28 protein-coding genes are annotated in these 22,714 nt (G+C 68.3%); 19 read left to right on the top strand and 9 right to left on the bottom strand.

The features are described from left to right. The first annotated feature begins 116 nt into the window (after positions 1-116). The 8 genes from E4191_RS03395 to E4191_RS03360 all read left to right on the top strand — a co-directional run bounded on the left by E4191_RS03395 (position 117) and on the right by E4191_RS03360 (position 6,860). Positions 117-344 carry a DUF1127 domain-containing protein gene (locus tag E4191_RS03395; protein WP_228461505.1) on the top strand — a complete coding sequence of 76 codons (228 nt, stop codon included), beginning with the start codon at positions 117-119 and terminating at the stop codon, positions 342-344. Positions 345-1,129: 785 nt separating this feature from the next. Beyond that, positions 1,130-1,345 (top strand): hypervirulence associated TUDOR domain-containing protein, encoded by a 216-nt coding sequence (locus tag E4191_RS03390; protein ID WP_135312165.1) that lies wholly within the window; start codon positions 1,130-1,132, stop codon positions 1,343-1,345. A 44-nt stretch (positions 1,346-1,389) separates the two neighbouring features. Beyond that, positions 1,390-2,169: a 23S rRNA (adenine(2030)-N(6))-methyltransferase RlmJ gene (locus E4191_RS03385; protein WP_135312164.1), complete on the top strand. Its 780-nt coding sequence runs from the start codon at positions 1,390-1,392 to the stop codon at positions 2,167-2,169. Positions 2,170-2,238: 69 nt separating this feature from the next. After that, positions 2,239-2,532 carry an FtsB family cell division protein gene (locus tag E4191_RS03380; protein WP_135312163.1) on the top strand — a complete coding sequence of 98 codons (294 nt, stop codon included), beginning with the start codon at positions 2,239-2,241 and terminating at the stop codon, positions 2,530-2,532. Positions 2,533-2,636: 104 nt separating this feature from the next. Further along, positions 2,637-3,671: a pyruvate dehydrogenase (acetyl-transferring) E1 component subunit alpha gene (pdhA, locus tag E4191_RS03375; RefSeq protein ID WP_135312162.1), complete on the top strand. Its 1,035-nt coding sequence runs from the start codon at positions 2,637-2,639 to the stop codon at positions 3,669-3,671. A gap of 14 nt (positions 3,672-3,685) precedes the next feature. After that, complete coding sequence (locus E4191_RS03370; protein ID WP_135312161.1) at positions 3,686-5,086, top strand: pyruvate dehydrogenase complex E1 component subunit beta; 1,401 nt, start codon at positions 3,686-3,688, stop codon at positions 5,084-5,086. A 12-nt stretch (positions 5,087-5,098) separates the two neighbouring features. Beyond that, on the top strand, positions 5,099-6,484 hold the full coding sequence (locus E4191_RS03365) for a pyruvate dehydrogenase complex dihydrolipoamide acetyltransferase (protein ID WP_135312160.1): 1,386 nt from the start codon (positions 5,099-5,101) through the stop codon (positions 6,482-6,484). 139 nt (positions 6,485-6,623) lie between these two features. Beyond that, positions 6,624-6,860, top strand: a complete 237-nt coding sequence (locus tag E4191_RS03360; protein ID WP_135312159.1) for a hypothetical protein — start codon at positions 6,624-6,626, stop codon at positions 6,858-6,860. A gap of 49 nt (positions 6,861-6,909) precedes the next feature. Here E4191_RS03360 and E4191_RS03355 read toward each other — a convergent pair whose 3' ends face one another. Then, entirely contained in the window at positions 6,910-7,680 is a 771-nt protein-coding gene (locus E4191_RS03355) for a division plane positioning ATPase MipZ (RefSeq protein ID WP_135312158.1), read from the bottom strand. A 70-nt stretch (positions 7,681-7,750) separates the two neighbouring features. Continuing rightward, positions 7,751-8,608: a LysR family transcriptional regulator gene (locus E4191_RS03350; protein ID WP_135312157.1), complete on the bottom strand. Its 858-nt coding sequence runs from the start codon at positions 8,606-8,608 to the stop codon at positions 7,751-7,753. 101 nt (positions 8,609-8,709) lie between these two features. On the opposite strand from E4191_RS03350, the gene E4191_RS03345 reads away from it, so the two are divergent. From E4191_RS03345 to rpmE, 9 genes are all read left to right on the top strand, one after another. Beyond that, positions 8,710-9,294, top strand: coding sequence for an FMN-dependent NADH-azoreductase (locus tag E4191_RS03345; protein ID WP_135312156.1), 585 nt, complete (start codon positions 8,710-8,712; stop codon positions 9,292-9,294). A 203-nt stretch (positions 9,295-9,497) separates the two neighbouring features. Continuing rightward, positions 9,498-10,994: a signal recognition particle protein gene (gene ffh, locus E4191_RS03340; protein ID WP_135312155.1), complete on the top strand. Its 1,497-nt coding sequence runs from the start codon at positions 9,498-9,500 to the stop codon at positions 10,992-10,994. 121 nt (positions 10,995-11,115) lie between these two features. Beyond that, the gene (locus E4191_RS03335) at positions 11,116-11,661 is read left to right on the top strand and encodes a GNAT family N-acetyltransferase (RefSeq protein ID WP_135312154.1); all 546 of its coding nucleotides are present in this window, start codon (positions 11,116-11,118) and stop codon (positions 11,659-11,661) included. Continuing rightward, positions 11,658-11,954 (top strand): chorismate mutase, encoded by a 297-nt coding sequence (locus tag E4191_RS03330; RefSeq protein ID WP_135312153.1) that lies wholly within the window; start codon positions 11,658-11,660, stop codon positions 11,952-11,954. Before E4191_RS03335 ends, E4191_RS03330 begins: the two co-directional genes overlap by 4 nt. A gap of 31 nt (positions 11,955-11,985) precedes the next feature. Then, positions 11,986-12,342, top strand: a complete 357-nt coding sequence (gene rpsP / locus E4191_RS03325; RefSeq protein WP_135312152.1) for a 30S ribosomal protein S16 — start codon at positions 11,986-11,988, stop codon at positions 12,340-12,342. A 52-nt stretch (positions 12,343-12,394) separates the two neighbouring features. Further along, positions 12,395-12,922, top strand: a complete 528-nt coding sequence (gene rimM / locus E4191_RS03320) for a ribosome maturation factor RimM (protein WP_135312151.1) — start codon at positions 12,395-12,397, stop codon at positions 12,920-12,922. Then, entirely contained in the window at positions 12,919-13,830 is a 912-nt protein-coding gene (gene trmD, locus E4191_RS03315; protein ID WP_135312150.1) for a tRNA (guanosine(37)-N1)-methyltransferase TrmD, read from the top strand. Before rimM ends, trmD begins: the two co-directional genes overlap by 4 nt. Next, positions 13,827-14,210, top strand: a complete 384-nt coding sequence (rplS, locus tag E4191_RS03310) for a 50S ribosomal protein L19 (protein ID WP_135312149.1) — start codon at positions 13,827-13,829, stop codon at positions 14,208-14,210. The genes trmD and rplS overlap by 4 nt, the downstream gene beginning before the upstream one ends. A 14-nt stretch (positions 14,211-14,224) precedes the next feature. Then, positions 14,225-14,446: a 50S ribosomal protein L31 gene (rpmE, locus tag E4191_RS03305; protein WP_135312148.1), complete on the top strand. Its 222-nt coding sequence runs from the start codon at positions 14,225-14,227 to the stop codon at positions 14,444-14,446. Between the two features lie 65 nt (positions 14,447-14,511). On the opposite strand, the gene E4191_RS24515 is transcribed toward rpmE, so the two are convergent. From E4191_RS24515 to E4191_RS03290, 3 genes are all read right to left on the bottom strand, one after another. Further along, positions 14,512-15,183: an acyltransferase family protein gene (locus tag E4191_RS24515; RefSeq protein ID WP_135312147.1), complete on the bottom strand. Its 672-nt coding sequence runs from the start codon at positions 15,181-15,183 to the stop codon at positions 14,512-14,514. After that, positions 15,147-15,434: a hypothetical protein gene (locus E4191_RS03295; RefSeq protein WP_135312146.1), complete on the bottom strand. Its 288-nt coding sequence runs from the start codon at positions 15,432-15,434 to the stop codon at positions 15,147-15,149. The genes E4191_RS24515 and E4191_RS03295 overlap by 37 nt, the downstream gene beginning before the upstream one ends. Before the next feature lie 100 nt (positions 15,435-15,534). Beyond that, positions 15,535-17,628, bottom strand: coding sequence for a protein meaA (locus tag E4191_RS03290; RefSeq protein ID WP_135312145.1), 2,094 nt, complete (start codon positions 17,626-17,628; stop codon positions 15,535-15,537). Positions 17,629-17,703: 75 nt separating this feature from the next. Here E4191_RS03290 and ccrA point away from each other — a divergent pair, with 75 nt between their 5' ends. Further along, the gene (ccrA, locus tag E4191_RS03285; protein ID WP_135312144.1) at positions 17,704-18,993 is read left to right on the top strand and encodes a crotonyl-CoA carboxylase/reductase; all 1,290 of its coding nucleotides are present in this window, start codon (positions 17,704-17,706) and stop codon (positions 18,991-18,993) included. A 49-nt stretch (positions 18,994-19,042) separates the two neighbouring features. On the opposite strand, the gene E4191_RS03280 is transcribed toward ccrA, so the two are convergent. Continuing rightward, entirely contained in the window at positions 19,043-19,249 is a 207-nt protein-coding gene (locus tag E4191_RS03280; protein WP_135312143.1) for a hypothetical protein, read from the bottom strand. A 150-nt stretch (positions 19,250-19,399) separates the two neighbouring features. Continuing rightward, positions 19,400-19,606, bottom strand: coding sequence for a hypothetical protein (locus tag E4191_RS03275; RefSeq protein ID WP_135312142.1), 207 nt, complete (start codon positions 19,604-19,606; stop codon positions 19,400-19,402). A 116-nt stretch (positions 19,607-19,722) separates the two neighbouring features. Between E4191_RS03275 and E4191_RS03270 the strand changes: the two genes are divergently transcribed. Next, a complete protein-coding gene (locus tag E4191_RS03270) occupies positions 19,723-21,255 on the top strand; it encodes an ATP-dependent DNA helicase (protein ID WP_135312141.1) in 1,533 nt (510 codons plus the stop codon). 75 nt (positions 21,256-21,330) lie between these two features. Here the strand turns inward: E4191_RS03270 and E4191_RS03265 are convergent, their stop codons facing one another. Then, positions 21,331-22,116 (bottom strand): EcsC family protein, encoded by a 786-nt coding sequence (locus tag E4191_RS03265; RefSeq protein WP_135312140.1) that lies wholly within the window; start codon positions 22,114-22,116, stop codon positions 21,331-21,333. Then, entirely contained in the window at positions 22,113-22,676 is a 564-nt protein-coding gene (locus E4191_RS03260) for a GNAT family N-acetyltransferase (protein WP_135312139.1), read from the bottom strand. Before E4191_RS03260 ends, E4191_RS03265 begins: the two co-directional genes overlap by 4 nt. Positions 22,677-22,714: the final 38 nt, after the last annotated feature.

Raw genomic sequence — 22,714 nt, 5'->3', positions numbered from 1 at the left:
GCAGCATTCCGGAATGATCCGTTGTGCAAAGGCCTTGGCGGGTCCATCTTCAATTCAACGAAACGCCGGGCCAATCCGGGAACGGCGCAGACGAGATGAACCGAAAGGATACCACCATGGCTGTTATCGCCCAAGCACACAGCACCACCGCCGAAGCCGGCCTGCGTGGACGCCTGCTGACCGCGATCCAGCGGATGCAGGAAAACCGCGCCCGCCGCGCCGTGTACCGCCAGACCGTGCGTGAACTCAACGCGCTGACCACCCGCGATCTCGACGATCTGGGCATCAGCCGTTCGATGATCACCCGCCTGGCCCACGAAGCGGCCTGGGGCTCGGCCTCTTAAGAATTCGCATTCCCGGCCCTTACCTCCTCCCGAGGGCCCGGATCTGGCGGCAACCCTTTCTCCTCCTCCCTGAGGGATGCCGCCCCAAACCGCGCCGGAACCGACCTCCTCCCCGGGTCCGTGCGTCAAGGCGGCGACCTCCCTCCTCCTCCCTGGAGGTCGCCGCGCTCTCATAGCCGCCTCGTTCGCGGCACACGGTTGCGCCCGGTTCCCTCCTCCCTGGAACCCGGCGTCGGCGGTCCGGCCTCTCCTCCTCCCTGGCCAGGACCGCACCCCAAACGCGGCCCTCCCTCCTCCCTGGGCCAGCGTTCAGCGGCGACCTCCCTCCTCCTCCCTGGAGGTCGCCGCGCTCTCATAGCCGCCTCGTTCGCGGCACACGGTTGCGCCCGGTTCCCTCCTCCTCCCTGGAACCCGGCGTCGGCGGTCCGGCCCTCCTCCTCCCTGGCCAGGACCGCACCCCAAACGCGGCCCTCCCTCCTCCCTGGGCCAGCGTTCAGCGGCGACCTCCCTCCTCCTCCCTGGAGGTCGCCGCGCTCTCATAGCCGCCTCGTTCGCGGCACACGGTTGCGCCCGGTTCCCTCCTCCTCCCTGGAACCCGGCGTCGGCGGTCCGGCCCTCCTCCTCCCTGGCCAGGACCGCACCCCAAACGCGGCCCTCCCTCCTCCCTGGGCCAGCGTTCAGCGGCGACCTCCCTCCTCCTCCCTGGAGGTCGCCGCACCCTCCCCCTCTTCGGAACCAGCCCGCCCCGCCGCGCATTCGCCCCGACACGAGCCGTCGGAGGGCACATGACATTGCGCAAGGGAACCCAAGTCGAATGGGATTGGTCGGGCAGCACGGCCACGGGCAAGATCACCGAGGTCTTTACCGAGGATGTCGAAAAGACGATCAAGGGCAGCAAGATCACCCGCAAGGCCAGCAAGGACGATCCCGCCTACCTGATCGAACAGGAGGACGGCGATCAGGTGCTGAAGGGCAAGTCCGAACTTCGCCGCGCCGACTGATCAGGTCCCTTCCCCCGCCCGCCACCGCGCGCTAAAGGTGCGGCATGCTCAGCTATCAACATGCCTATCATGCCGGAAACCTGGCCGACCTGCACAAGCACGCGCTGCTGGCGGCGGCGATGGAGTACCTGACGCGCAAGGACAAGCCGCTGTCCTATCTGGAAACCCATGCCGGGCGCGGCCTCTACGACCTGACCGCCCCCGAGGCGCAGAAGACGGGCGAGGCCGAACAGGGGATCGACCGCGCGCTGGCCCAGGGCTGGCTGCCCGAGGATCATCCGCTGATCCGGGCGCTGGCCGCCATCCGCGCCAGCCGGGGGCCGCAGATCTATCCCGGATCGCCGCTGATCGCGGACCATTTCCTGCGCTATGACGACCGCGCCCATCTGGCCGAACTGCATCCCGCCGAATTCGCGGCGCTGCGCCGCGTGGCGGGATTCGCGGCCCTGCACCAGCAGGACGGCTTCCAGATGGCGCAGGCCATCTGCCCGCCCGATCCGCGCCGGGGAATGCTGCTGATCGATCCAAGCTACGAGGTCAAGACCGACTATGCGGCGATCCCGCGCCAGATCGGTCTGATCGCGCGCAAGTGGAACGTGGGCGTCATCGCGCTGTGGTATCCGATCCTGTCCGACCACCGGCATTTCGCCATGACGGCGCAGCTTGTGACCGATTTTCCCGAGGCGCTGATTTCGGAGGTGGCCTTTCCGCCCGCGCGGCCCGGCCATGCGATGATCGGATCGGGGATGTGGATCCTCAACCCGCCCTGGGGTCTGGCCGATCAGGCCCGCGCGCTGGAGCGGATGTTTCGCGACCGCGCCTGACCCCCGACAGGGGGGATTTTCCCGCCCCCCGCGCTGTGGCATGATCTTCGCCGTGACAAGGAACCGCCCATGCCCCAACGCCTGTCCATCGGCGCCACCGTCTTTCTGGTCCTGACCGTCCTTCTGGGACTGTATTTCTCGTATGCGGCGGTCCAGGGCCCCTCGGGCATCCTGCGCCGCATCCAGATCGAGGCCGAGACGGCCGAGCTGGCGGCACAGCGCGACGCCCTGCGCGACCAGGTGGCGCAGATGCAGAACCTGACCCGCCGCCTGTCCGACGACTATCTGGATCTGGACCTTCTGGATGAACGCGCCCGCGAGGTCCTGGGCCTTCTGCGCGCCGACGAGGTGCTGCTGCGCTAGGCCGCGGCAGCCCCGATTCCGGCGGGATTGCACGCCCGGCGGCGATGCGCTACGGATAGTTTAACGCTGAACTATCCGACCACGCTTCCAGGAGGATGTGCCGCATGGCCAAGAAACCAAGCCCCATCTCGGAGGCGCCGTCGAACGTCTCCAAGGACGAGCTGCTTCAATACTACCGCGACATGCTGCTGATCCGCCGATTCGAGGAGAAGGCCGGACAGCTGTACGGCATGGGCCTGATCGGCGGCTTCTGCCACCTCTACATCGGCCAGGAGGCCGTCGTCGTGGGCCTCGAGGCCTGCGCGAAGGAGGGCGACAAGCGCATCACCAGCTATCGCGACCACGGCCACATGCTGGCCTGCGGGATGGAGGCGCGCGGCGTCATGGCCGAGCTGACCGGACGCCAGGACGGCTATTCCAAGGGCAAGGGCGGCAGCATGCACATGTTCAGCCGCGAGAAGCACTTCTACGGCGGCCACGGGATCGTCGCGGCGCAGGTGCCGCTTGGCGCAGGGCTGGCCTTCGCCGACAAGTATCTGGGCAACGACAACGTCACCTTCACCTATTTCGGGGACGGCGCCGCGAACCAGGGCCAGGTCTACGAGACCTACAACATGGCCGAACTGTGGGACCTGCCCGTCATCTTCGTGATCGAGAACAACCAGTATGCCATGGGCATGTCGGTCAGCCGCTCGACCAAGTCCAAGACCTTCTTCGACCGCGGCGAGGCCTTCGGCATCCCCGGCGAGCAGGTCGACGGCATGGACGTTCTGGCCGTCAAGGCCGCGGGCGAGAAGGCCGTGGCCCACTGCCGCGCCGGCAAGGGCCCCTACATCCTGGAAGTCATGACCTATCGCTATCGCGGCCACTCGATGTCGGACCCGGCCAAGTACCGGACCCGCGAGGAGGTGCAGAAGATGCGCGACGAGCGTGACCCGATCGAGAACATCCGCGACCTGCTGCTGACCGGAAGCCACGCGACCGACGAGGAACTCAAGGCTCTGGACAAGGAGATCAAGGAGATCGTCAACGACTCGGCCGAATTCGCCAAGGACAGCCCCGAGCCCGCGCTCGAGGAGCTGTGGACCGACATCTATGCCGAAGAGCTGCCGCAGGGCAGCGCCGAAGAGCACGCCTGAGGGGGCCCCGACACATGGCAATTGAAATCCTGATGCCCGCCCTGTCCCCCACGATGGAGGAGGGCACCTTGGCCAAATGGCTGAAGAAGGAAGGCGACACGGTCAAGTCCGGCGACATCCTGGCCGAGATCGAGACCGACAAGGCCACGATGGAGTTCGAGGCCGTCGATGAGGGAATCATGGGCAAGATCCTGGTGGCCGAGGGCACCCAAGGCATCGCCGTGAACTCTCCGATCTGCGTGCTGGTCGAGGAGGGCGAAAGCGCCGACGCGGCCCCCGCCCCCAAGGCCGAGGCGAAGCCCGCCGACGCCAAGGCGCCCGAGACCGAGGCGCCGAAGAAGGACGAGGGCGCCCAGCCCGGCAAATCGGCCATCGAGGAGGTGAAGACCCCTCAGCCCGCGCCGCGCAGCCCGGACTGGCCCGAGGGCACCAAGATGAAGACCATGACCGTGCGGGAAGCCCTGCGCGAGGCCATGTCCGAAGAGATGGAGCGCGACGAGACCGTGTTCCTGATGGGCGAGGAGGTCGGCGAGTACGAGGGCGCCTACAAGATCAGCCAAGGCCTGCTGGCCAAGTTCGGCCCCCGCCGCGTGGTCGACACGCCGATCAGCGAGATGGGCTTTGCCGGCATCGGCACCGGCGCCGCGCTGGCCGGCCTGCGCCCGATCGTCGAGTTCATGACCTTCAACTTCGCCATGCAGGGCATCGACCACATCATCAACTCGGCGGCCAAGACGCTCTACATGTCGGGGGGCCAGATGGGCTGCCCGATCGTCTTCCGCGGCCCGAACGGCGCCGCCGCCCGCGTGGGCGCGCAGCACAGCCAGGACTATGCCGCATGGTACTCGGCCATTCCCGGCCTCAAGGTCGTGATGCCCTATTCGGCGGCCGACGCGAAGGGCCTGATGAAGCAGGCGATCCGCGACAACAACCCGGTGATCTTCCTGGAAAACGAGATCCTCTACGGGCGCAGCTTCGAGGTTCCGGACCTGCCGGACTTCACCATCCCCTTCGGCAAGGCCAATACCGTGCGGTCGGGCGATGACGTGACGCTGGTCAGCTTCGGCATCGGCGTGGCCCATTCGCTGGAGGCCGCCAAGCTGCTGGCCGAGGACGGGATCGAGGCCGAGGTGATCGACCTGCGCACCCTGCGGCCGCTGGACTATGACGCCATCCTGACCTCGGTCAAGCGGACCAACCGCTGCGTGACCGTCGAGGAGGGCTTCCCCGTGGGCGCCATCGGCAACCACATCTCGGCCTATCTGATGGAGAACGCGTTCGACTATCTGGACGCGCCGGTCATCTGCTGCACCGGCAAGGATGTGCCGATGCCCTATGCCGCCAACCTGGAAAAGCACGCGCTGATCACGCCCGCCGAGATCGCCGAAGCCGTGAAAAAAGTCACCTACAAGTAAGGGAGCTGTGCGATGCCTACGGAAATCCTGATGCCCGCCCTCTCCCCCACGATGGAGGAAGGCACGCTGGCCAAGTGGCTGGTCAAGGAAGGCGATGCGGTCAAGTCGGGCGACATCCTGGCCGAGATCGAGACCGACAAGGCCACGATGGAGTTCGAGGCCGTGGACGAGGGCGTGATGGGCAAGATCCTGATCGCCGAGGGCCAGTCCGGGGTCAAGGTCAACACCCCCATCGCCGTCCTGCTGGAGGATGGCGAGGATGCGTCGGCGGCCGAAGCGCCGGCGGCCAAGCCTGACGCCAAGCCCACCGATACGGGCGCGGAACCCGGCCCGGCCGAAAAGGGCTATGGCGGCCCGATCGGCGCACCCGTGGCGGGCGAAGGCTCGGTCAAGGACGCGGGCGGCAAGGATGTGGGCGGCAAGGCCGCGGCCCCTGCCCCGTCGAAGGACGGCCAGCGCATCTTCGCCTCGCCCCTGGCGCGGCGCATCGCGGCGGACAAGGGGCTGGACCTGTCGGCCATCACCGGCAGCGGCCCGCATGGCCGCATCGTCAAGGCGGATGTCGAGGCCGCCAAGCCCGGCGCCAAGCCTGCCGAGGCCAAGGCCGACGCTCCCGCAGCGGCAGCGGCCCCCGCCGCCCCTGCCCCGGCCGCCGCAGCGGCCCCCAAGGGCCTGTCGACCGAGACCGTGCTTAAGATGTATGCCGACCGCGAGACCGAGGAGGTCCAGCTGGACGGCATGCGCCGCACCATCGCGGCCCGCCTGTCCGAGGCCAAGCAGACCATCCCGCATTTCTACCTGCGCCGCTCGGCCAAGCTGGACGCGCTGATGGCGTTCCGCGGGACGCTGAACAAGCAGCTGGAGGCGCGCGGCGTCAAGCTGTCGGTCAACGACTTCATCATCAAGGCTTGCGCGCTGGCGCTTCAGCAGGTGCCCGATGCCAATGCGGTCTGGGCCGGGGATCGCATCCTCAAGCTGAAGCCCTCGGACGTGGCGGTGGCCGTGGCCATCGAGGGCGGGCTGTTCACGCCCGTCCTGAAGGACGCCCACCAGAAGTCCCTGTCCGCGCTGTCGGCGCAGATGAAGGATCTGGCGGGCCGCGCCAAGACCAAGAAGCTGGCGCCGCATGAATACCAGGGCGGCAGCTTCGCGATCAGCAACCTGGGCATGTTCGGGATCGAGAACTTCGATGCCGTCATCAACCCGCCGCATGGCGCCATCCTGGCCGTGGGCGCGGGGATCCCCACGCCGGTGGTCGAGGGCGGCGAGGTCGTGGTCCGCAACGTCATGTCCATGACCCTGTCGGTCGACCACCGCGTCATCGACGGCGCCCTGGGCGCGCAGCTGCTGGAGGCCATCGTCAGCCATCTGGAAAATCCGATCGGCATGCTGGCCTAAACTGTTCAGAAACAAGCACTTATGGCCATCGGCGGCAAAGCTTTCTAGCTTTGCCGCCGATGGCCGTTTTGCAGTCCGCACTCTGCCGCTGCCGGGCGGGCCATCGTCTCCCCGATCACTCGGAAGCGAAGGTTGCTCCATGTTTTACAAGGTTGCCGTTTTAACTGTCGCGCTTGGGTCCCTGACCGCCTGTACCCAGAGATACGAAACCCCACCCGTCGAGGTCGAGACGCCGGACGGTCCCGTGACCTGCCAGCTCTACGCGCCATGGCTTGTCCTGTGGGACGAGCCCGTGACCTATCCCGAGGCCATGGACAAGGCCGAGGCGGTCTCGGTCTGCCGCCAGGAGGGGATGTTCCGCAAGTTCGGCGAATGACGCCCCCGGCCGGTCCCGTGCCGCAGGCCCGGGACCGGCCAACCCCCCTTCAGAAGCTGACGGCGACCCCGGGCAGGTGCAGCTCGGTGATCAGGTCGCGCAGCTCCTGCCGGGCGGCGATATGGGACATGCTCATCGCCTCGGTCCCGACATCCTTCAGGTCCAGCAGCGTCAGCCCGCGCGGGAACAGCTCGCGGAAGATCACCCGTTCCGAAAAGCCCGGGGCCACGCGGAACCCAATGCGGCGCGACAGCTCGGTCAGTGCCCCGCCGACCTTGCGCTTGTTGTGCATCTGCTGCGTGCCAAGCCGGTTGCGCAGCACCAGCCAGTCGATGGCCCCGCCGCCCGCCTGCGCGCGCATCTGCCGGGCGCCCCAGACCATCTCGGCATAGATCGAGGGGCCCAGCACCTCGCCCTCGGGGGACATGCGGGCCAGCAGGTCGAAATCGACGAAGCTGTCGTTCAGGGGCGTGATCAGCGTGTCGGCGACGGCATGGGCCATCTGGCTCAGCCGCGTATGCGACCCGGGACAGTCCAGCAGGATGAAGTCGCAGTCCCGTTCCAGCTGCTGCAGCGCCGGGGTCAGCGGATCGGGGCCCTCCGCGGGCATCGTCATCAGGGGCATCGGCAAATCGATCCCGGCCTGCGCCCGGAAGGCGGCCCGGTTCTCGACATAGCGCCCGAAGCTGCGCTGGCGCACGTCCAGATCCAAGCCCCCCACCCGGTGGCCCATCCGGGCCAGGGCGGTGGCCACATGCATCGAGGTGGTGGACTTGCCCGAGCCGCCCTTCTCGTTTCCGACCACGATGATATGCGCCACGGGCCCGCCTCTTGTCCTGCCGTCTGCCGAAAACCTAGCGACAGCGCCCCCGGAAGGAAAGCCGCCGCGATCAGGCCCCCGGCTGGCCGCCGCGCAGGGCCGCCAGCACCGCCTGCACCTTGGGGGTGCGGTGCAGGTCGACATGCGTGACCAGCCACAGCTGCGCGTCCCAATCGGGCAGGCTCAGCGCCGGAACCAGCCCCTGCGCCCGGCCTTCGGGCAGCGCGCCGATGGCCAGGCCCGCGCGGATCACCGCCTCGCGGGCGTCGGTCTCGTTGGCGACCAGCAGGATGTTGTCGGGACCGATGCGGTCCTGCAGCCAGCGCATCAGCGGCGCCCCCCGCGCATCCGACCCGGGCAGCGCGAAGCGGTGGTCGCGCGGATCGGTCACCGGCCCGTAACGCTCCAGATAGGCCGCCGAGGCATACAGCTTCTGCGCGCTGCGGGTCATGGCGCTGACGACGTAATCGGCCTCGGTCGGCTTGGGACCGCCCCGGATCGCGACATGCGCCTCGCCCGCATCCAGCCGGAAGAGCCGCGCATCGGTGGCATAGGTCAGCCGCAAAGCGGGGTGTCGGGTCATCAGCGCGATCAGGCGCGGCATCACCAGATCGGTCAGCTCGGGCAGCGAGGTCACGACCAGATCGCCCTCGATCCGCTCGCCCGCCCCGGCGATCTGCGCGGCCATCTGGGAAAACCGCTCGTCCGCCGCCCCGGCCGCCGCCAGAAGGGTCTGCCCCGCCTCGGTCAGCGCATAGCCGCGCGTGTGGCGCTGAAACAGCCGGGCGCGCAGCGCGGTCTCCAGCGCGTCGATGCGCCGGATGACGGTGGCATGATGGACGCCCAGCTCGGTCGCGGCCCCGCTGACCGTTCCGGTCCGGGCCACGGCCAGTGCCACGCGGATATCATCCCAGGAGTCGATATGCATGTGCATCCCCGCACAAAGTCTGCGCGGTTATCACCCTTTCGTTCGCAGGTGCATAGACATAAATACAGGTCAGCCCAGAATTCATGCGATCGGAACACGCCATGCATATCCTCCACCTCGACAGCGCCATCACCGCCGACGCCTCGGTCTCGCGCCAGCTGACCGCCGACATCATGGCCAAGCTGACGGCCCAAGGCACGCCCACCGTCACCTATCGCGACCTGAACGAGGGCGTGCCCGCCATCGACACCACCTGGTTCCAGGCCGTGCGCGTCGGCACAGACAGCCCGACGCCCGAGCAGCAGGACCGCATCGCCACCTCGGACGCGCTGCTGGCCGAGGTGCAGGCCGCCGACGTGATCGTCATCGGCCTCCCGGTCTACAACTTCGCCATCCCCGCGCAGCTGAAGAACTGGCTGGACCAGATCGCCCGCGCCGGCGTCACCTTCCGCTACACCGCGGACGGCCCCGAGGGCCTGCTGACCGGCAAGCGCGCCATCATCGCCTATACCGCCGCCGGCACGCCCATGGGGTCGGATCTGGACTATGCCTCGGGCTATCTGCGCCACATGCTGGGCTTCATGGGGATCACCGACGTGACCTTCGTGCCCGCCGACGGCCTGGCCTTCGACCGCGAGGCCGGCATGGCCCGCGCCCAGGCCGTGCTGGACCAGATCGCGGCCTGATCCCTGCGCCCAAACCGGACGGCCCCATGGGTCGTCCGGTCGGGGCGCAACCCGCGTTGACTCGGCCCCTCGATCCGCGTATATCCCTGCCCAATTCCCGGAAGCATCGCCTTCCGGTCCCCGTCCGACACGGGGATCGCCCCCCGTCAGCGCGTTGCGCCCACGGGGGCATCACCGTTTTGGCGCCAGCAGGAGGCCCGGCCATGTTCGAGAACCTTTCCGACCGTTTGGGCGGCGTCTTCGACCGGCTGACCAAGCAGGGCGCCCTGTCCGAGGATGACGTCACCGCCGCCATGCGCGAGGTCCGCGTGGCCCTGCTGGAGGCCGACGTCTCGCTGCCGGTGGCGCGCAACTTCGTCAAGGCGGTCACCGCCAAGGCCACCGGCGCTTCGGTCACCAAATCCGTCAGCCCCGGCCAGCAGGTCGTCAAGATCGTCCATGACGAACTGATCCGCGTTCTGCAGGGCGACGACGCCCCCGAGGCGCTGCGCATCGACAACCCGCCCTCGGCCATCCTGATGGTCGGCCTGCAGGGCTCGGGCAAGACCACCACCACCGCGAAACTGGCCCTGCGCCTGAAGGACCGCGAGAAGAAACGCGTGCTGATGGCGTCTCTGGACACCAACCGCCCGGCGGCGATGGAGCAGCTGGCCATCCTCGGCCAGCAGATCGGCGTCGACACGCTGCCCATCGTCATGGGCCAGACCGCCCCCCAGATCGCGCAGCGCGCCAAGACCCAGGCCTCCCTTGGCGGCTATGATGTCGTGCTGCTGGACACGGCAGGCCGGCTGCATATCGACGAGGCGCTGATGGCGCAGGTCCAGCAGGTCCGCGACATCGCCGCCCCGCGCGAGACGCTGCTGGTCGTCGACGGCCTGACCGGCCAGGACGCCGTCAACGTCGCCACCGAATTCGACGGCAAGGTCGGCATTTCGGGCGTCGTGCTGACGCGGATGGACGGCGACGGGCGCGGCGGCGCGGCGCTCTCGATGCGCGCGATCACCGGCAAGCCCATCCGCTTCGTGGGCCTGGGCGAAAAGATGGACGCGCTGGAAACCTTCGATGCCGAACGCGTCGCGGGCCGCATCCTCGGCATGGGCGACATCGTGGCCTTGGTCGAGAAGGCGCAGCAGGTGCTGGAGGTCGAACAGGCCGAACGCATGATGAAGCGCTTCCAGAAGGGCCTGTTCAACATGAACGACCTGCGGGGCCAGCTGGAGCAGATGCAGAAGATGGGCGGAATGCAGTCCGTGATGGGCATGATGCCCGGCATGGCCAAGATGGCCAAGCAGGCCGAATCCGCGGGCTATGACGACAAGGTCGTCCGCCACCAGATCGCGCTGATCAACTCGATGACCAAGCGCGAGCGCGCCAATCCCGATCTGCTGCAGGCCAGCCGCAAGAAGCGCATCGCCGCGGGCGCCGGTATGGAGGTCTCGGATCTCAACAAGCTGCTGAAGATGCAGAAGCAGATGGCCGACACGATGAAGAAGCTGGGCAAGATGGGCAAGGGCGGCATGATGAAGCAGGCCATGCGCGCGATGACCGGCAAGGGCGGCGGATTGCCCGACATGGACAATCTCGACCCCGCCAAGATGGCCGAGGCGCAGAAGATGCTCTCGGACCCCAAGGGTCTGGGCGGCCAGCTCGGTCGCGCGGGCCTGCCCGGCGGGCTCGGCGGCCTCTTCGGCAAGAAATGACCCGCCCGACCTCCTCCCTCCTGCCCGCACGGCAGTCCTGTCCTTTCATCTTGGGGAAAATATCCTCGGGGGTGCGGGGGCAGACAGCCCCCGCTCCGGCACAAGCCACAAAGGGATCCCGATGATCCGCCTCGATCCCACCCCGATCCTGACCACCGACCGCCTGACCCTGCGCGCGCCGCAGGGCAGCGACTGGCCGCATTGGCGCAGCTTTCACCATTCCGACCGCGCCCGCTTCATCGGCGGCGGCCCGGCGCAGGTGCAGGGCACCAGCTGGCGCGCCTTCGGGCATATCATCGGCCATTGGGCCATGCGCGGCTTCGGCATGTTCGTCTTCACCCACAAGGGCGACGACACGCCCCTGGGCCTGACCGGCCCGTGGTTCCCCGAGGGCTGGCCCGAGCGCGAACTGGGCTGGACCGTCTGGTCCTCGGCCGCCGAGGGCCGGGGCCTGGTGGCCGAGGCCGCCCGCGCCGCGCGCCGGCACGCCTTCACCACGCTCGGCTGGACCACCGCCGTCAGCTATATCGACCCGGACAATGCCCGCTCGATCGCGCTGGCGGAACGGATCGGCGCCACCCGCGACCGGTTGGCCCCGCAGCCGCAATGGGACAAGCCCTGCCTGGTCTACCGCCACCCCGCTCCGGATGCGGGGGCGGGCGCATGACCGACGCCGCGACCCGCGCCGCCCAGCTTCTGGCCGAACACCGCGCCAGCATCGACCGCCTGGATGCCATCCTGGTCTACACACTGGCCGAACGCTTCCGCCACACCCAGTCCGTCGGCCGCCTCAAGGCCCGGCACGACCTTCCGCCGTCCGATCCCTCGCGCGAAGCGCAGCAGATCGAGCGGCTGGAACGCCTCGCGCGCGAGGCCGATCTCGATCCGGCCTTCGCGCGCAAGTTCCTGACCTTCGTGATCGCCGAAGTCATCCGGCATCACGAGCAATACCAGTCCTGACCGGACCCCAGAAAACCAAGGAGACGACCCCATGTCCATGAAGATCCGCCTTGCCCGTGGTGGCAGCAAGAAACGCCCGCACTATGCCATCGTGGCCTCCGATTCGCGCATGCCGCGCGACGGCCGCTTCATCGAGAAGCTGGGCACCTACAACCCGCTGCTGGCGAAGGACAGCGAAGAGCGCGTCAAGATGGACCTCGAGCGCGTCCAGTACTGGCTGGGCCAGGGCGCACAGCCGACCGACCGCGTCGCCCGCTTCCTGGAAGCCGCCGGCGTCAAGGAAAAGGCCGAGCGCAAGAATATGAAGAAGGCCGAGCCCGGCAAGAAAGCCAAGGCCCGCGCCGACGAGCGCGCCGCCAAGGCCGCAGCGCCCGCCGAAGCCGAGTGATCCCCGCTGGCGGGGGGTCGCCCCCCGCCGGACCCTTTCGCAAAGGTGTGACATGACGGACGACCGCATCTGCGTCGGCGCAATCGCCGGAGCCTTCGGGGTTCATGGCGAGGTGCGGCTGAAAAGCTTCTGCTCGGACCCGGCCGATATTGCGACCTACACGCCGCTGACCTCGGAAGACGGCAGCCGCCAGTTCGAGATCTCGCTGACCCGCGAGGTCTCGGGCGCCTTGGGCGCCCGGATCAAGGGCGTCGCCACCAAGGAGGATGCCGACGCGCTGCGCGGCGTGACCCTCTGGGCACCGCGCGCGGCCCTGCCCTCGCTGCCCGACGATGAATTCTACCACGCCGACCTGATCGGGCTGGATGTCGTCGATACCGGCGGCAAGCCCCTAGGCCGGGTGCGGGCGCTCTATGATCACGGCGCCGGCGACATCATCGAGATCGTGGGCGGCGCCCAGATCCTGATGCTGCCCTTCACCCGCGCCGTCGTGCCGACCGTCGATCTGGCCGCGCGCCGCATCGTGGCGGATCCGCCCGGTTCGGGCGAGGCCGACCCGCTCGAGCCGCGCGAAGAATGACCGATCCGGCCCCCCCGGACGGGCCCCAATCCCCCGCGGCAGGGCCGAAGTCCCATGGCCGCCTGTCCATCCGCCCCTGCCTGAAGCCGCGCGAGCTGATGGCCGAGCCGCAGGTCCTGGGCACTTGGACCGCGCGGATCATCACGCTGTTCCCCGAGGCCTTCCCCGGCATCCTGGGCCTGTCGCTGACCGGCAAGGCGCTGGCGCAGGGCCTGTGGAACCTGCAGACCATCGCCCTGCGCGATTTCGGCATGGGCCGGCACCGCAATGTCGACGACACGCCCGCGGGCGGCGGCGCGGGCATGGTGATCCGGGCCGACGTGATGGACGCGGCCCTGCGCGAGGCCGGGCGCGGCCAGCCCCTGCCCGTCATCTACATGTCGCCGCGCGGCAGGCCCCTGACGCAGGCACGCGCCCGCGAGCTGGCGGCAGGCCCCGGCGTCACGCTGATCTGCGGCCGCTTCGAGGGGATCGACCAGCGCGTGCTGGACGCCCATCAGGTCGAGGAGGTCAGCATCGGCGATTATGTCCTGACCGGAGGAGAGATCGCCGCTCAGGTCTTGATCGACGCGACGGTCCGGCTTATACCGCGCGTGCTGGGCAATCATGATTCCCTGGCCGAGGAATCCTTTTCCATCGGCAACCGGGGTCTTCTGGAAGCGCCGCAGTTCACCAAGCCCGCCCTCTGGGATGGCCGCGAGATCCCGCCCGTGCTGTTGTCGGGCAATCACGCAGCCATCGCGAAATGGCGGTCCGGTGAGGCCGAAGGGCTGACAAAGCAACGCCGCCCCGATCTGTGGCGGGCATATGCGGACACGCATGTGGACCCGGCTAAGGACCGACAGCGCTCGGGCGCATCAGACCAATCGCGGATACACCGCGAGCATGAGAAGGAACCCAAGCGATGAACCTGATCGCACAACTCGAAGCCGAGCAGATCGCAGAGCTCGGCAAGACCATCCCCGATTTCCGGGCCGGCGACACGATCCGCGTCGGCTACAAGGTGACCGAGGGCACCCGCACCCGCGTCCAGAACTACGAGGGCGTCTGCATCTCGCGCAAGGGCGGCAGCGGCATCGCGGCCAGCTTCACGGTGCGCAAGATCAGCTTCGGCGAGGGCGTGGAACGCGTGTTCCCGCTATACGCGACCAACATCGCCGCGATCGAGGTCGTGCGCCGTGGCAAGGTCCGTCGCGCCAAGCTGTACTACCTGCGCGACCGTCGCGGCAAATCCGCCCGCATCGTCGAGAAGACCAACTATCGTCCGCTGTCGGACGCGAAAGCCTGAGCAGAGGTCACGCCATGAAAAAAGAAATTCACCCCGATTATCACATGATCTCGATCAAGATGACGGACGGAACGACCTATTCCACGCGGTCCACCTGGGGCGCCGAGGGCGATTCCATGTCGCTGGACATCGATCCGACCTCGCACCCGGCCTGGACCGGCGGCTCGGGCCGCCTGATGGATGCCGGCGGCCGCGTGTCCAAGTTCAAGTCGAAATACGCCGGCCTGGGCTTCTGATCCCACGCCTGCCGCCCGACCCTGCGAACGCCGCCCCTTCGGGGGCGGCGTTTAGCATTCGGGGGTCAGGTGAAGAAGGCCAGGACCGGCCGGCGCGTGCCGATGCCCAGCCAGGCGGCCAGCCCCAGGCACAGGGCCATCACCGCAAGCGCCTTCACGTCGCCCTCCAGCCCGAAGCGGCTGGCGACGATCATCATCATCACGTGGCTGAAATAGACGAAGGCCGCCATGCTGGCGATCCGCTTGCCGTCCCCCGGCCCCGGAAGCGCCTTGGCCGCCAGGAACAGCGCGGGCGCCGCCAGCAGCAGCGAGGCCATCATGTCCACGCCCCAGCCCCCTCCGGCGATCCGGTACCAGATCAGGCTTTCCCCCAGCACGGCCAGCAGCGAAAGCCCCGCCAGCGGCAGGGCCCGGCGCTCCAGCCAGCGCCCCCGTCCCTGCGCCAGCAGCACGCCCGCCGCGAAGAAGGGAAAGATGGTGAACAGCCCGTTGCGATAGCTGTCCAGAGAGATCTGCGCCTGCCCCGACAGGACCAGGACCTGCATCCCAAGCCCCGTCGCCGCCAACAGCGCCGCCGCCCCGCCGATCCGCCCGGAGCGCCGCAGCAGCCAGACCAGCAGGGCCGAGACCAGCAGTCCCGGCAGGAACCACAGGTGGAAATAGCCGAAGACCAGCGTCCGCGCCGCATGGCCCGCCCCGGTCAGGTCCGGCCCATAGATCGGCAGATAGATCGCCATCCACAGCAGGTACAGCGCTGCGATTCGCCGCAGATAGGCCCCGGCCCGCCCCCCTGCAGCGCGGGCCAGAAATAATAGCCCGAGATGACCGCGAAGACCGGCACCGCCAGCCGATAGAGCCCGTTGAACAGCCCCTGCTTGACCAGCGCGGGCACGGCCTCGGGAAAGCCGCTGTGCAGGGCCACGACGCTGAGCGCCAGGAACAGGCGCAGCGGGTCGATCGCACTGGCGCGGCGGGAGGGATGGGTCATAGGGGCTGCCTTGGTTTGCGCGTCGCCCAAACGGCTTAAGGGCAGCCGGGTTCACCCCGCAACCCCCGCCCCGGTACATCAGGCATGGATCCGCCCGTTCTCAGGCGGCCTCTGCCCCCGGTTCGACCAGCTGCACGATGTCCAGCATGATGGTGTTCAGCTGGAAATCCTTGGGCGTGTAGACACGCGCGACGCCCATCTCGGTCAGGCGACGGGCATCGTCGTCGGGGATGATGCCGCCGACGATCACCGGCACATGGGCCAGCCCCTCGGCCCGCATGCGCGCCATCAGATCCGCAATCAGCGGCATGTGGCTGCCCGACAGGATCGACAGGCCCAGGACATGGGCCTCTTCCTCGCGGGCGCGGCGCACGATGTCCTCGGGGGTCAGGCGGATGCCCTCGTAGGTGATGTCCATGCCGCAGTCGCGGGCGCGGAAGGCGATCTGCTCGGCCCCGTTGGAATGGCCGTCCAGTCCCGGCTTGCCCACCAAGAACTTCAGCCGCCGCCCTAGGCGGACGCTGACCGCATCGACGGCCTCGCGGATCTGTTCCAGCCCCTCGGTCCGGTTCGACGGGCTGGAGGACACGCCCGTCGGGCCGCGATATTCGCCGTGGACCTCGCGCATGACGCCCGCCCATTCGCCGGTCGTGACCCCGGCCCGCGCCGCCGCGATCGAGGCGGGCATGACATTGCCCCCGGTCCGCGCCGCCTCGCGCAGGTCCTCCAGCGCGCGGCGCACGGCCTCGGCGTCCCGGTCCGCGCGCCAGGCCTGCAGGCGGCCGATCTGGTCCTGCTCGACCGCCGGATCGACGGTCATGATCCCGCCGTCGCCTGCGGTCAGGGGCGAGGGTTCGGCCTGCTGCCAGCGGTTCACGCCGACGACGACCGTCTCGTTCGTCTCGATCCGGCCAAGCCGCGCGGCATTCGATTCGACGAGCCGCGCCTTCATGTGGTCGATCGCGGCGATCGCCCCGCCCATCTGGTCCAGCAGCGCCAGCTCGTTCCGGGCGCCCTGCTTCAGATCCTCGACCTTGGCCGCGATCACCGGGTTGCCGTCGAACAGGTCGCCATATTCCAGCAGGTCGGTCTCGTAGGCCAGGATCTGCTGCATGCGCAGCGACCATTGCTGGTCCCAGGGGCGCGGCAGGCCAAGCGCCTCGTTCCAGGCGGGCAATTGCACGGCGCGGGCGCGGGCGCTTTTGGACAGCGTCACCGCCAGCATCTCCAGCAGGATGCGATAGACGTTGTTCTCGGGCTGCTGCTCGGTCAGGCCCAGGCTGTTGACCTGCACGCCATAGCGGAACCGGCGGTACTTCTCGTCGGTGATGCCATAGCGGTCGCGGGTGATCTCGTCCCACAGCTCGGTGAAGGCGCGCATCTTGCACAGCTCGGTCACGAAGCGGATGCCGGCATTCACGAAGAAGCTGATACGCCCGACCATCTCGGGGAAGCTGTCGGCGGGCACCTTGCCCTTCAGGTCGTCCAGCACGGCGATGGCGGTGGCCAGCGCATAGGACAGTTCCTGCTCGGGCGTGGCCCCGGCCTCCTGCAGGTGATAGCTGCAGACATTCATCGGGTTCCAGCGCGGCAGATGCTCGCGCGTGTAGGCGGCGACGTCGGTGATCATCGCCAACGATGGCTTGGGTGGGCAGATATAGGTGCCGCGCGACAGGTATTCCTTGATCAGGTCGTTCTGCACCGTGCCCTGCAGCTGGCCGACATCGGCCCCCTGTTCCTCGGCCACGGCGATATACAGCGACAACAGCCACGGCGCGGTCGCGTTGATCGTCATCGAGGTGTTCATCTGGTCCAGCGGGATATCGCGGAACAGCGTGCGCATGTCGCCCAGATGGCTGATCGGGACGCCGACCTTGCCCACCTCGCCCCGCGCCAGGATGTGGTCGCTGTCATAGCCGGTCTGGGTCGGCAGGTCGAAGGCCACCGACAGGCCGGTCTGCCCCTTGGACAGGTTGGTGCGATACAGCGCATTCGATTTCGCCGCCGTGGAATGGCCCGCATAGGTGCGGAACAGCCAGGGCTTGTCCTTGTCGGCCATCACGGTCCCTCGCAAGAATATGTCCTGAGACACAGGGATACAGACACATAGATGCGTCGTCAATTCGCCGCAGCGCGGCAATGCGGCGTCCCTCGTTGAAATATTGTTTCTTTGTTTCGCCCTGAAGTATTGCATTCTTGCGCGACGATCCGTAGAACCGGGCAAATTGGCGCGGTGATTCCGCACCGCAGCACTGGACAGGAGACGCAGATGGCCCTCGACGCCCCGACCCCGATCGCACCCTATGACGCCCCCGTCAAAGACCTCTACGACATCGGCGAGATGCCCCCCCTGGGCCATGTTCCCGCGCAGATGCACGCCTGGACGATCCGCCGCGAGCGTCAGGGCGAGCCCGATCAGGCCATGCAGCTGGAGGTCGTCGACACCCCCGCCATCGACAGCAACGAGGTGCTGGTCTTGGTGATGGCGGCGGGCGTGAACTACAACGGGATCTGGGCGGGCCTGGGCCAGCCGATCAGCATGTTCGACGTGCACAAGCAGCCCTATCACATCGCGGGCTCGGACGCCTCGGGTATCGTGTGGGCGGTGGGCGACAAGGTCAAGCGCTGGAAGGTCGGCGACGAGGTCGTGATCCACTGCAACCAGGATGACGGCGACGACGAGCATTGCAACGGCGGCGACCCGATGTTCTCGCCCACGCAGCGGATCTGGGGCTACGAGACGCCGGATGGCAGTTTCGCCCAGTTCACCCGCGTGCAGGCCCAGCAGTTGATGCCCCGCCCCACCCACCTGACCTGGGAGGAATCGGCCTGCTACACCCTGACCCTGGCCACCGCCTATCGCATGCTGTTCGGGCACGAGCCGCACGAGCTGAAGCCCGGCATGAACGTGCTGGTCTGGGGCGCCTCGGGGGGCCTGGGGTCCTATGCCATCCAGCTGATCAACGCCGCAGGCGGCAATGCCATCGGCGTCATCAGCGAGGAGGACAAGCGCGACTTCGTCATGGGCCTGGGCGCGAAAGGCGTCATCAACCGCAAGGAATTCCGCTGCTGGGGCCAGCTGCCCACCGTGAACACCCCCGAATACAAGGAGTGGTTCACCGAGGCGCGCAAGTTCGGCGCCGCCATCTGGGCGATCACCGGCAAGGGCAACAATGTCGACATCGTCTTCGAGCATCCCGGCGAGGCGACCTTCCCCGTCTCGACCCTGGTCTGCAAGAAAGGCGGCATGATCGTCATCTGCGCCGGCACCACCGGGTTCAACTGCACCTTCGACGTGCGATACCTGTGGATGCACCAGAAGCGCGTGCAGGGCAGCCACTTCGCCCATCTCAAGCAGGCCAGCGCCGCCAACCAGCTGATGCTGGAGCGTCGCCTGGATCCCTGCATGTCCGAGGTCTTCCCCTGGGCCGACATTCCGGCGGCGCATATGAAGATGTACAAGAACCAGCACAAGCCGGGCAACATGTCCGTTCTGGTCCAGTCGCCCGTCGCGGGCCTGCGCACCTTCGAGGATGCGCTGGACGCCGGGCGCCGCTGAAACCCAACTTGCGACCCGCGCCCGGCCCCTCGGGGACCGGGCGCGCCGGTCAGGCCGACCGTTCGGACGCCCCTGCGGCCTTGCAGCGCCAGCTGACGATGCGTTCCTGGGGGCGGGTCTCGACCCATTTGGCCAACTGGCTCTGGGCGCCCATCATGCAGCCCATCAGGCCGATGTCTTCGGTAAAGATCATGCTGCGGTCGCGGCAGCTGGCGGGTTCGCTGGACAGGCAGACGACGAAGAGCAGTTCGATCATGGGCAACACCATCCGTTTGCCCTCCCCGTCCGTCACCCTCTCATATCCCGCGAGGCTGACCGAATCCTTTTGCGGCCCGCAGGGGCCGCCGCGGGCCGGATGCCCACGGGCCGGGCAGATTGCGTTGTCCTGGCAGGGCGTTGCGGCAGGTCAGGCCTTGCGCTCGTCCTGATCAGCATAGCGGCATTTCCACTCGCGGACCTGCACGGTCGGGTGGGTCTGGCTCCACCGGGCCAGTTCGTTCTGGCCCTGCAGCATGCAGGTGAACAGGCCGTTCTGCTCTTCGAAGAGCAGGCTGTGGTCGGTGCAGGCCTGGGGGTCGGTCAGCAGGCAGGCAACGAAGAACAGTTCGATCATCGCGACATTCCTTCGAGAGCGGCCCGCCGCGCGCGGACATCGGGACACACGCAGGGCGGGCGGGAAAAGTTGCACGGCGCTTTGCCTTGGCGCGCAAGGCAGGCTAAGGGACGATCATGACAAGCCTCGCCCCCGCCCCGACCCTTTCGCCCGATCAGGCCGATGCATGGGACGCGCTGACCGAGACCTTCGGCGCGGCCGGCATCGACATCATCGCAGAAGAACTGCATCCGCCCCAGTCGGGCAAAGGTCGGGTGATGGCGGTGATCGGCAAGGCCGGTTCCGGCAAGACGCTGATGCTGTCGCAGATCACCAAGGCGCTGCTGGCCGCCGGGGTCGAGCTGATCAGCCCCGATTACGAGGGGCGCCGCCGCAAGGACCGGCGCAGCGTCGCGATCCTGGCGCCGACGAACAAGGCGGCCTTCGTGCTGCGCATGCGCGGCGTGCCCGCGACGACGATCCACCGGATCCTGTACACGCCGCTCTATGATCCGGAATACGAGAAGATCGCCGAATGGCTGACCGGCACGGGCGAGCGCCCGGTGACCGACGCGCTGCCCGATGCCGCGCTGGACAAGGCCAAGGCCTTCTACGACATCCATGCCTCGATCCCCGGCGCGCTGGCCACGGCGGGGCTGCGCGGGTCGGATTTCATCAAGGGCTGGGCGCGGCGCGAGGAAGGGCTGGACGTGGGGCTGGTCGACGAGGCCTCGATGCTGGACGAAAAGCAGTTCGAGGATCTGCGCGAGATCTTTCCCGTGCTGGTGCTGTTCGGGGATCCCGCGCAGCTGGCCCCGGTGGGCCTGTCCGGAGAGATGGTCTTCGACAAGCTGGCCGCCCCGCAGCGCCTGATGCTGAGCCGCATCCACCGGCAGGCCGACGACAGCCCGATCCTGGACCTGGCCCATGCGCTGGCCGACGACCAGCTGGGCTTCGACGCGTTCGAGGGGATGATCCGCGAGGCCGCCCGCAAGGATGATCGCGTGGTCTGGGCCGAGCGGGTGGAAAGCGACCTGATGGCCCGCAGCCCGGTCCTGGTCTGGCGCAACGCGACGCGCATCCGGTTGATCCACGCCTTCCGCACCGCCTTCGGCGCGCCGGGCGATGCGCTGCTGCCCGGTGAGCCCTTGGTCTGCGACGGGCTGGAGCTGCCGCTGAAGCACCGCAAGAAGCGCATCGACCTGGAGGCGCGCGGCCTGATCAAGGGCGCGCAGGTCGTCTATCTGGGCCCGGGCCGCAAGCCGGGCTTCTCGCGCCTGCACGTGATCGGCGCCGAGGATCCGCGCCTGTCGGCGGCTTCCATCGTCAAGATCGAGATGCCGGGCGAGGAAGAGCCCTTCATCCCCTTCGCCGCCCGCATGGGCGCGGCCTTCCTGCACGGGGCGGCGGTGACCATCCACAAGGCGCAGGGCAGCCAGTGGCCCGAGGTGCAGGTCTTCGGCCCCGACATCGCCGCCGCCGCCTGGTCCAACCGGTCCGAGGCCGGGGTGCAGCTGTGGAAGCGCCTGACCTATGTGGCCATCACCCGCGCGCAGGAGCGGCTCTACTGGGTGACCAAGGCGCGGCTGGCGCGCCCGGCAGGGCCGCTGACGACCGACGACCTGATCGCGCCTGTGGCCCCCCTGGCGCTGGATGCCGAGGAGGCGTGAGCCTGGCCAAGGCCGGGGCTGTCTGCCCCCGGACCCCCGAGGATATTTCCGCCAAGATGAAGGGGCGCGCCGGGCTCAGGTCCGGGAGGGCGGGGTCTGGCGCTGGATCGACAGGCGCAGGGCCTCGGTCAGGGCCTCGCGCGGCAGGCCAGTTTCCTGCGACAGGCGCATGATGCCGAAATGGACGCGGGCCAGTTCCTGATAGTAGCGGGCGAAGGTGTAGTTGATCGAGGCGCCGACGACCGCGCCCAGCACCGGGGCGGCCTGGGCGGCCATCTTCTGGCCAAGAGAAATTGACAGCCGGGGCGCGACCTTGCTGATCAGCCCCTGCACCGTCTGGCCGGTGACCGACATGCGGGCCGCCAGAAGGCCAAGATCGGTCGCGTCATCTTCGGCCATCGGCCCTGCGGCGGCGAAGATGCGCAGGCATTCCTGCCGGACCTCGTCGCTGTCGGGATCCAAGCCGTGCTCGACCGCGATGTCCAGCATGGCGCGCAGCAGCAGCGTCACGGTGAAGGGCAGCTCGACCAGGGCGCCTGCGAAGCCGCCCACGCCCCCGGCCGCGCCGCTGACGGTCGAGGCCAGCCGGTTGAACAGATCGCCCCGGTCGCGGACCACCCGGCGCGAGCGGCTGGCCGCCCCGAAGGCCCGGGTCAGGGCGGCGCGCGTCACGCCGTCCAGCCGGTTGCGGACGAAGGCGGGCAGGCGCTCGATCAGACCCTCGGCGCTGTTGCCGATGCGGGTCATCAGCTGCATGCCGGTGCCCGCGGCCTCCAGATGGCGGCGGGCCAGACGGTCGATCTGGGCGTGCAGCGCCGGATCGGTGATCGGCGGCAAGATCAGATGGCGGTGATCGGTCATGGGGACGGCTCTTTCGGATGGGCGACCTGGATGCAGGCCGTTCTGTCCGGCGCGGTCGGAACGGGGCGGGGCGGTTCCGGTTCGCGCTGGACCGGTCCAGTCACGTCAACCCAAGCGCCGGGGCGAAGTTCCAGCCCCAGCACGCGATCGGGATTGGTGGGAGGCGGCATCTCGACCCCGTCCAGCCGCTGGAAGCCGAAGCGCGAGTAATAGGGCGCATCGCCCACCAGCAGCACCCGCGCGAACCCCATCGACCGCGCCCGGTTCAGGCTGTCGCGCATCAGCAACCCGCCCAGGCCCTCGCCCTGCGCGGTGGGGTGGACGGCGACAGGGCCCAGCAGCAGGATCCGCCGCCCCGCCACCCGCGCGGGCCAGAAGCGGATCGCCGCCATCAGCACGCCGGACGGGTCGCGCAGCACCAGGCACAGCTCTGCCACGCGCGGCACGCCGTCGCGCAGCCGATAGGAGGACAGCGCCGTCCGACCCGGCGCGAAGCACAGATCATAGAGCGCCTCGACCTCGGGCGTGTCCTGGGGCAGTTCGGGGCAGATCTCGTACATCGCGCCTCCTTGTCGGCGGCGACTTAGCACGGGTTTGC

The organism is Paracoccus liaowanqingii (assembly GCF_004683865.2).
Classification (GTDB): Bacteria; Pseudomonadota; Alphaproteobacteria; order Rhodobacterales; family Rhodobacteraceae; genus Paracoccus; species Paracoccus liaowanqingii.
This window is presented reverse-complemented; position numbering and strand designations above follow the sequence as displayed.

Coding starts and splice junctions, on each gene's coding strand:
- E4191_RS03395 (WP_228461505.1), top strand. CDS start 117: ATGGCTGTTATCGCCCAAGCACACAGCACCACCGCCGAAGCCGGCCTG.
- E4191_RS03390 (WP_135312165.1), top strand. CDS start 1,130: ATGACATTGCGCAAGGGAACCCAAGTCGAATGGGATTGGTCGGGCAGC.
- E4191_RS03385 (WP_135312164.1), top strand. CDS start 1,390: ATGCTCAGCTATCAACATGCCTATCATGCCGGAAACCTGGCCGACCTG.
- E4191_RS03380 (WP_135312163.1), top strand. CDS start 2,239: ATGCCCCAACGCCTGTCCATCGGCGCCACCGTCTTTCTGGTCCTGACC.
- pdhA (WP_135312162.1), top strand. CDS start 2,637: ATGGCCAAGAAACCAAGCCCCATCTCGGAGGCGCCGTCGAACGTCTCC.
- E4191_RS03370 (WP_135312161.1), top strand. CDS start 3,686: ATGGCAATTGAAATCCTGATGCCCGCCCTGTCCCCCACGATGGAGGAG.
- E4191_RS03365 (WP_135312160.1), top strand. CDS start 5,099: ATGCCTACGGAAATCCTGATGCCCGCCCTCTCCCCCACGATGGAGGAA.
- E4191_RS03360 (WP_135312159.1), top strand. CDS start 6,624: ATGTTTTACAAGGTTGCCGTTTTAACTGTCGCGCTTGGGTCCCTGACC.
- E4191_RS03350 (WP_135312157.1), bottom strand. CDS start 8,608: ATGCATATCGACTCCTGGGATGATATCCGCGTGGCACTGGCCGTGGCC.
- E4191_RS03345 (WP_135312156.1), top strand. CDS start 8,710: ATGCATATCCTCCACCTCGACAGCGCCATCACCGCCGACGCCTCGGTC.
- ffh (WP_135312155.1), top strand. CDS start 9,498: ATGTTCGAGAACCTTTCCGACCGTTTGGGCGGCGTCTTCGACCGGCTG.
- E4191_RS03335 (WP_135312154.1), top strand. CDS start 11,116: ATGATCCGCCTCGATCCCACCCCGATCCTGACCACCGACCGCCTGACC.
- E4191_RS03330 (WP_135312153.1), top strand. CDS start 11,658: ATGACCGACGCCGCGACCCGCGCCGCCCAGCTTCTGGCCGAACACCGC.
- rpsP (WP_135312152.1), top strand. CDS start 11,986: ATGTCCATGAAGATCCGCCTTGCCCGTGGTGGCAGCAAGAAACGCCCG.
- rimM (WP_135312151.1), top strand. CDS start 12,395: ATGACGGACGACCGCATCTGCGTCGGCGCAATCGCCGGAGCCTTCGGG.
- trmD (WP_135312150.1), top strand. CDS start 12,919: ATGACCGATCCGGCCCCCCCGGACGGGCCCCAATCCCCCGCGGCAGGG.
- rplS (WP_135312149.1), top strand. CDS start 13,827: ATGAACCTGATCGCACAACTCGAAGCCGAGCAGATCGCAGAGCTCGGC.
- rpmE (WP_135312148.1), top strand. CDS start 14,225: ATGAAAAAAGAAATTCACCCCGATTATCACATGATCTCGATCAAGATG.
- E4191_RS24515 (WP_135312147.1), bottom strand. CDS start 15,183: ATGGCGATCTATCTGCCGATCTATGGGCCGGACCTGACCGGGGCGGGC.
- E4191_RS03295 (WP_135312146.1), bottom strand. CDS start 15,434: ATGACCCATCCCTCCCGCCGCGCCAGTGCGATCGACCCGCTGCGCCTG.
- E4191_RS03290 (WP_135312145.1), bottom strand. CDS start 17,628: ATGCAATACTTCAGGGCGAAACAAAGAAACAATATTTCAACGAGGGAC.
- ccrA (WP_135312144.1), top strand. CDS start 17,704: ATGGCCCTCGACGCCCCGACCCCGATCGCACCCTATGACGCCCCCGTC.
- E4191_RS03280 (WP_135312143.1), bottom strand. CDS start 19,249: ATGATCGAACTGCTCTTCGTCGTCTGCCTGTCCAGCGAACCCGCCAGC.
- E4191_RS03275 (WP_135312142.1), bottom strand. CDS start 19,606: ATGATCGAACTGTTCTTCGTTGCCTGCCTGCTGACCGACCCCCAGGCC.
- E4191_RS03270 (WP_135312141.1), top strand. CDS start 19,723: ATGACAAGCCTCGCCCCCGCCCCGACCCTTTCGCCCGATCAGGCCGAT.
- E4191_RS03265 (WP_135312140.1), bottom strand. CDS start 22,116: ATGACCGATCACCGCCATCTGATCTTGCCGCCGATCACCGATCCGGCG.
- E4191_RS03260 (WP_135312139.1), bottom strand. CDS start 22,676: ATGTACGAGATCTGCCCCGAACTGCCCCAGGACACGCCCGAGGTCGAG.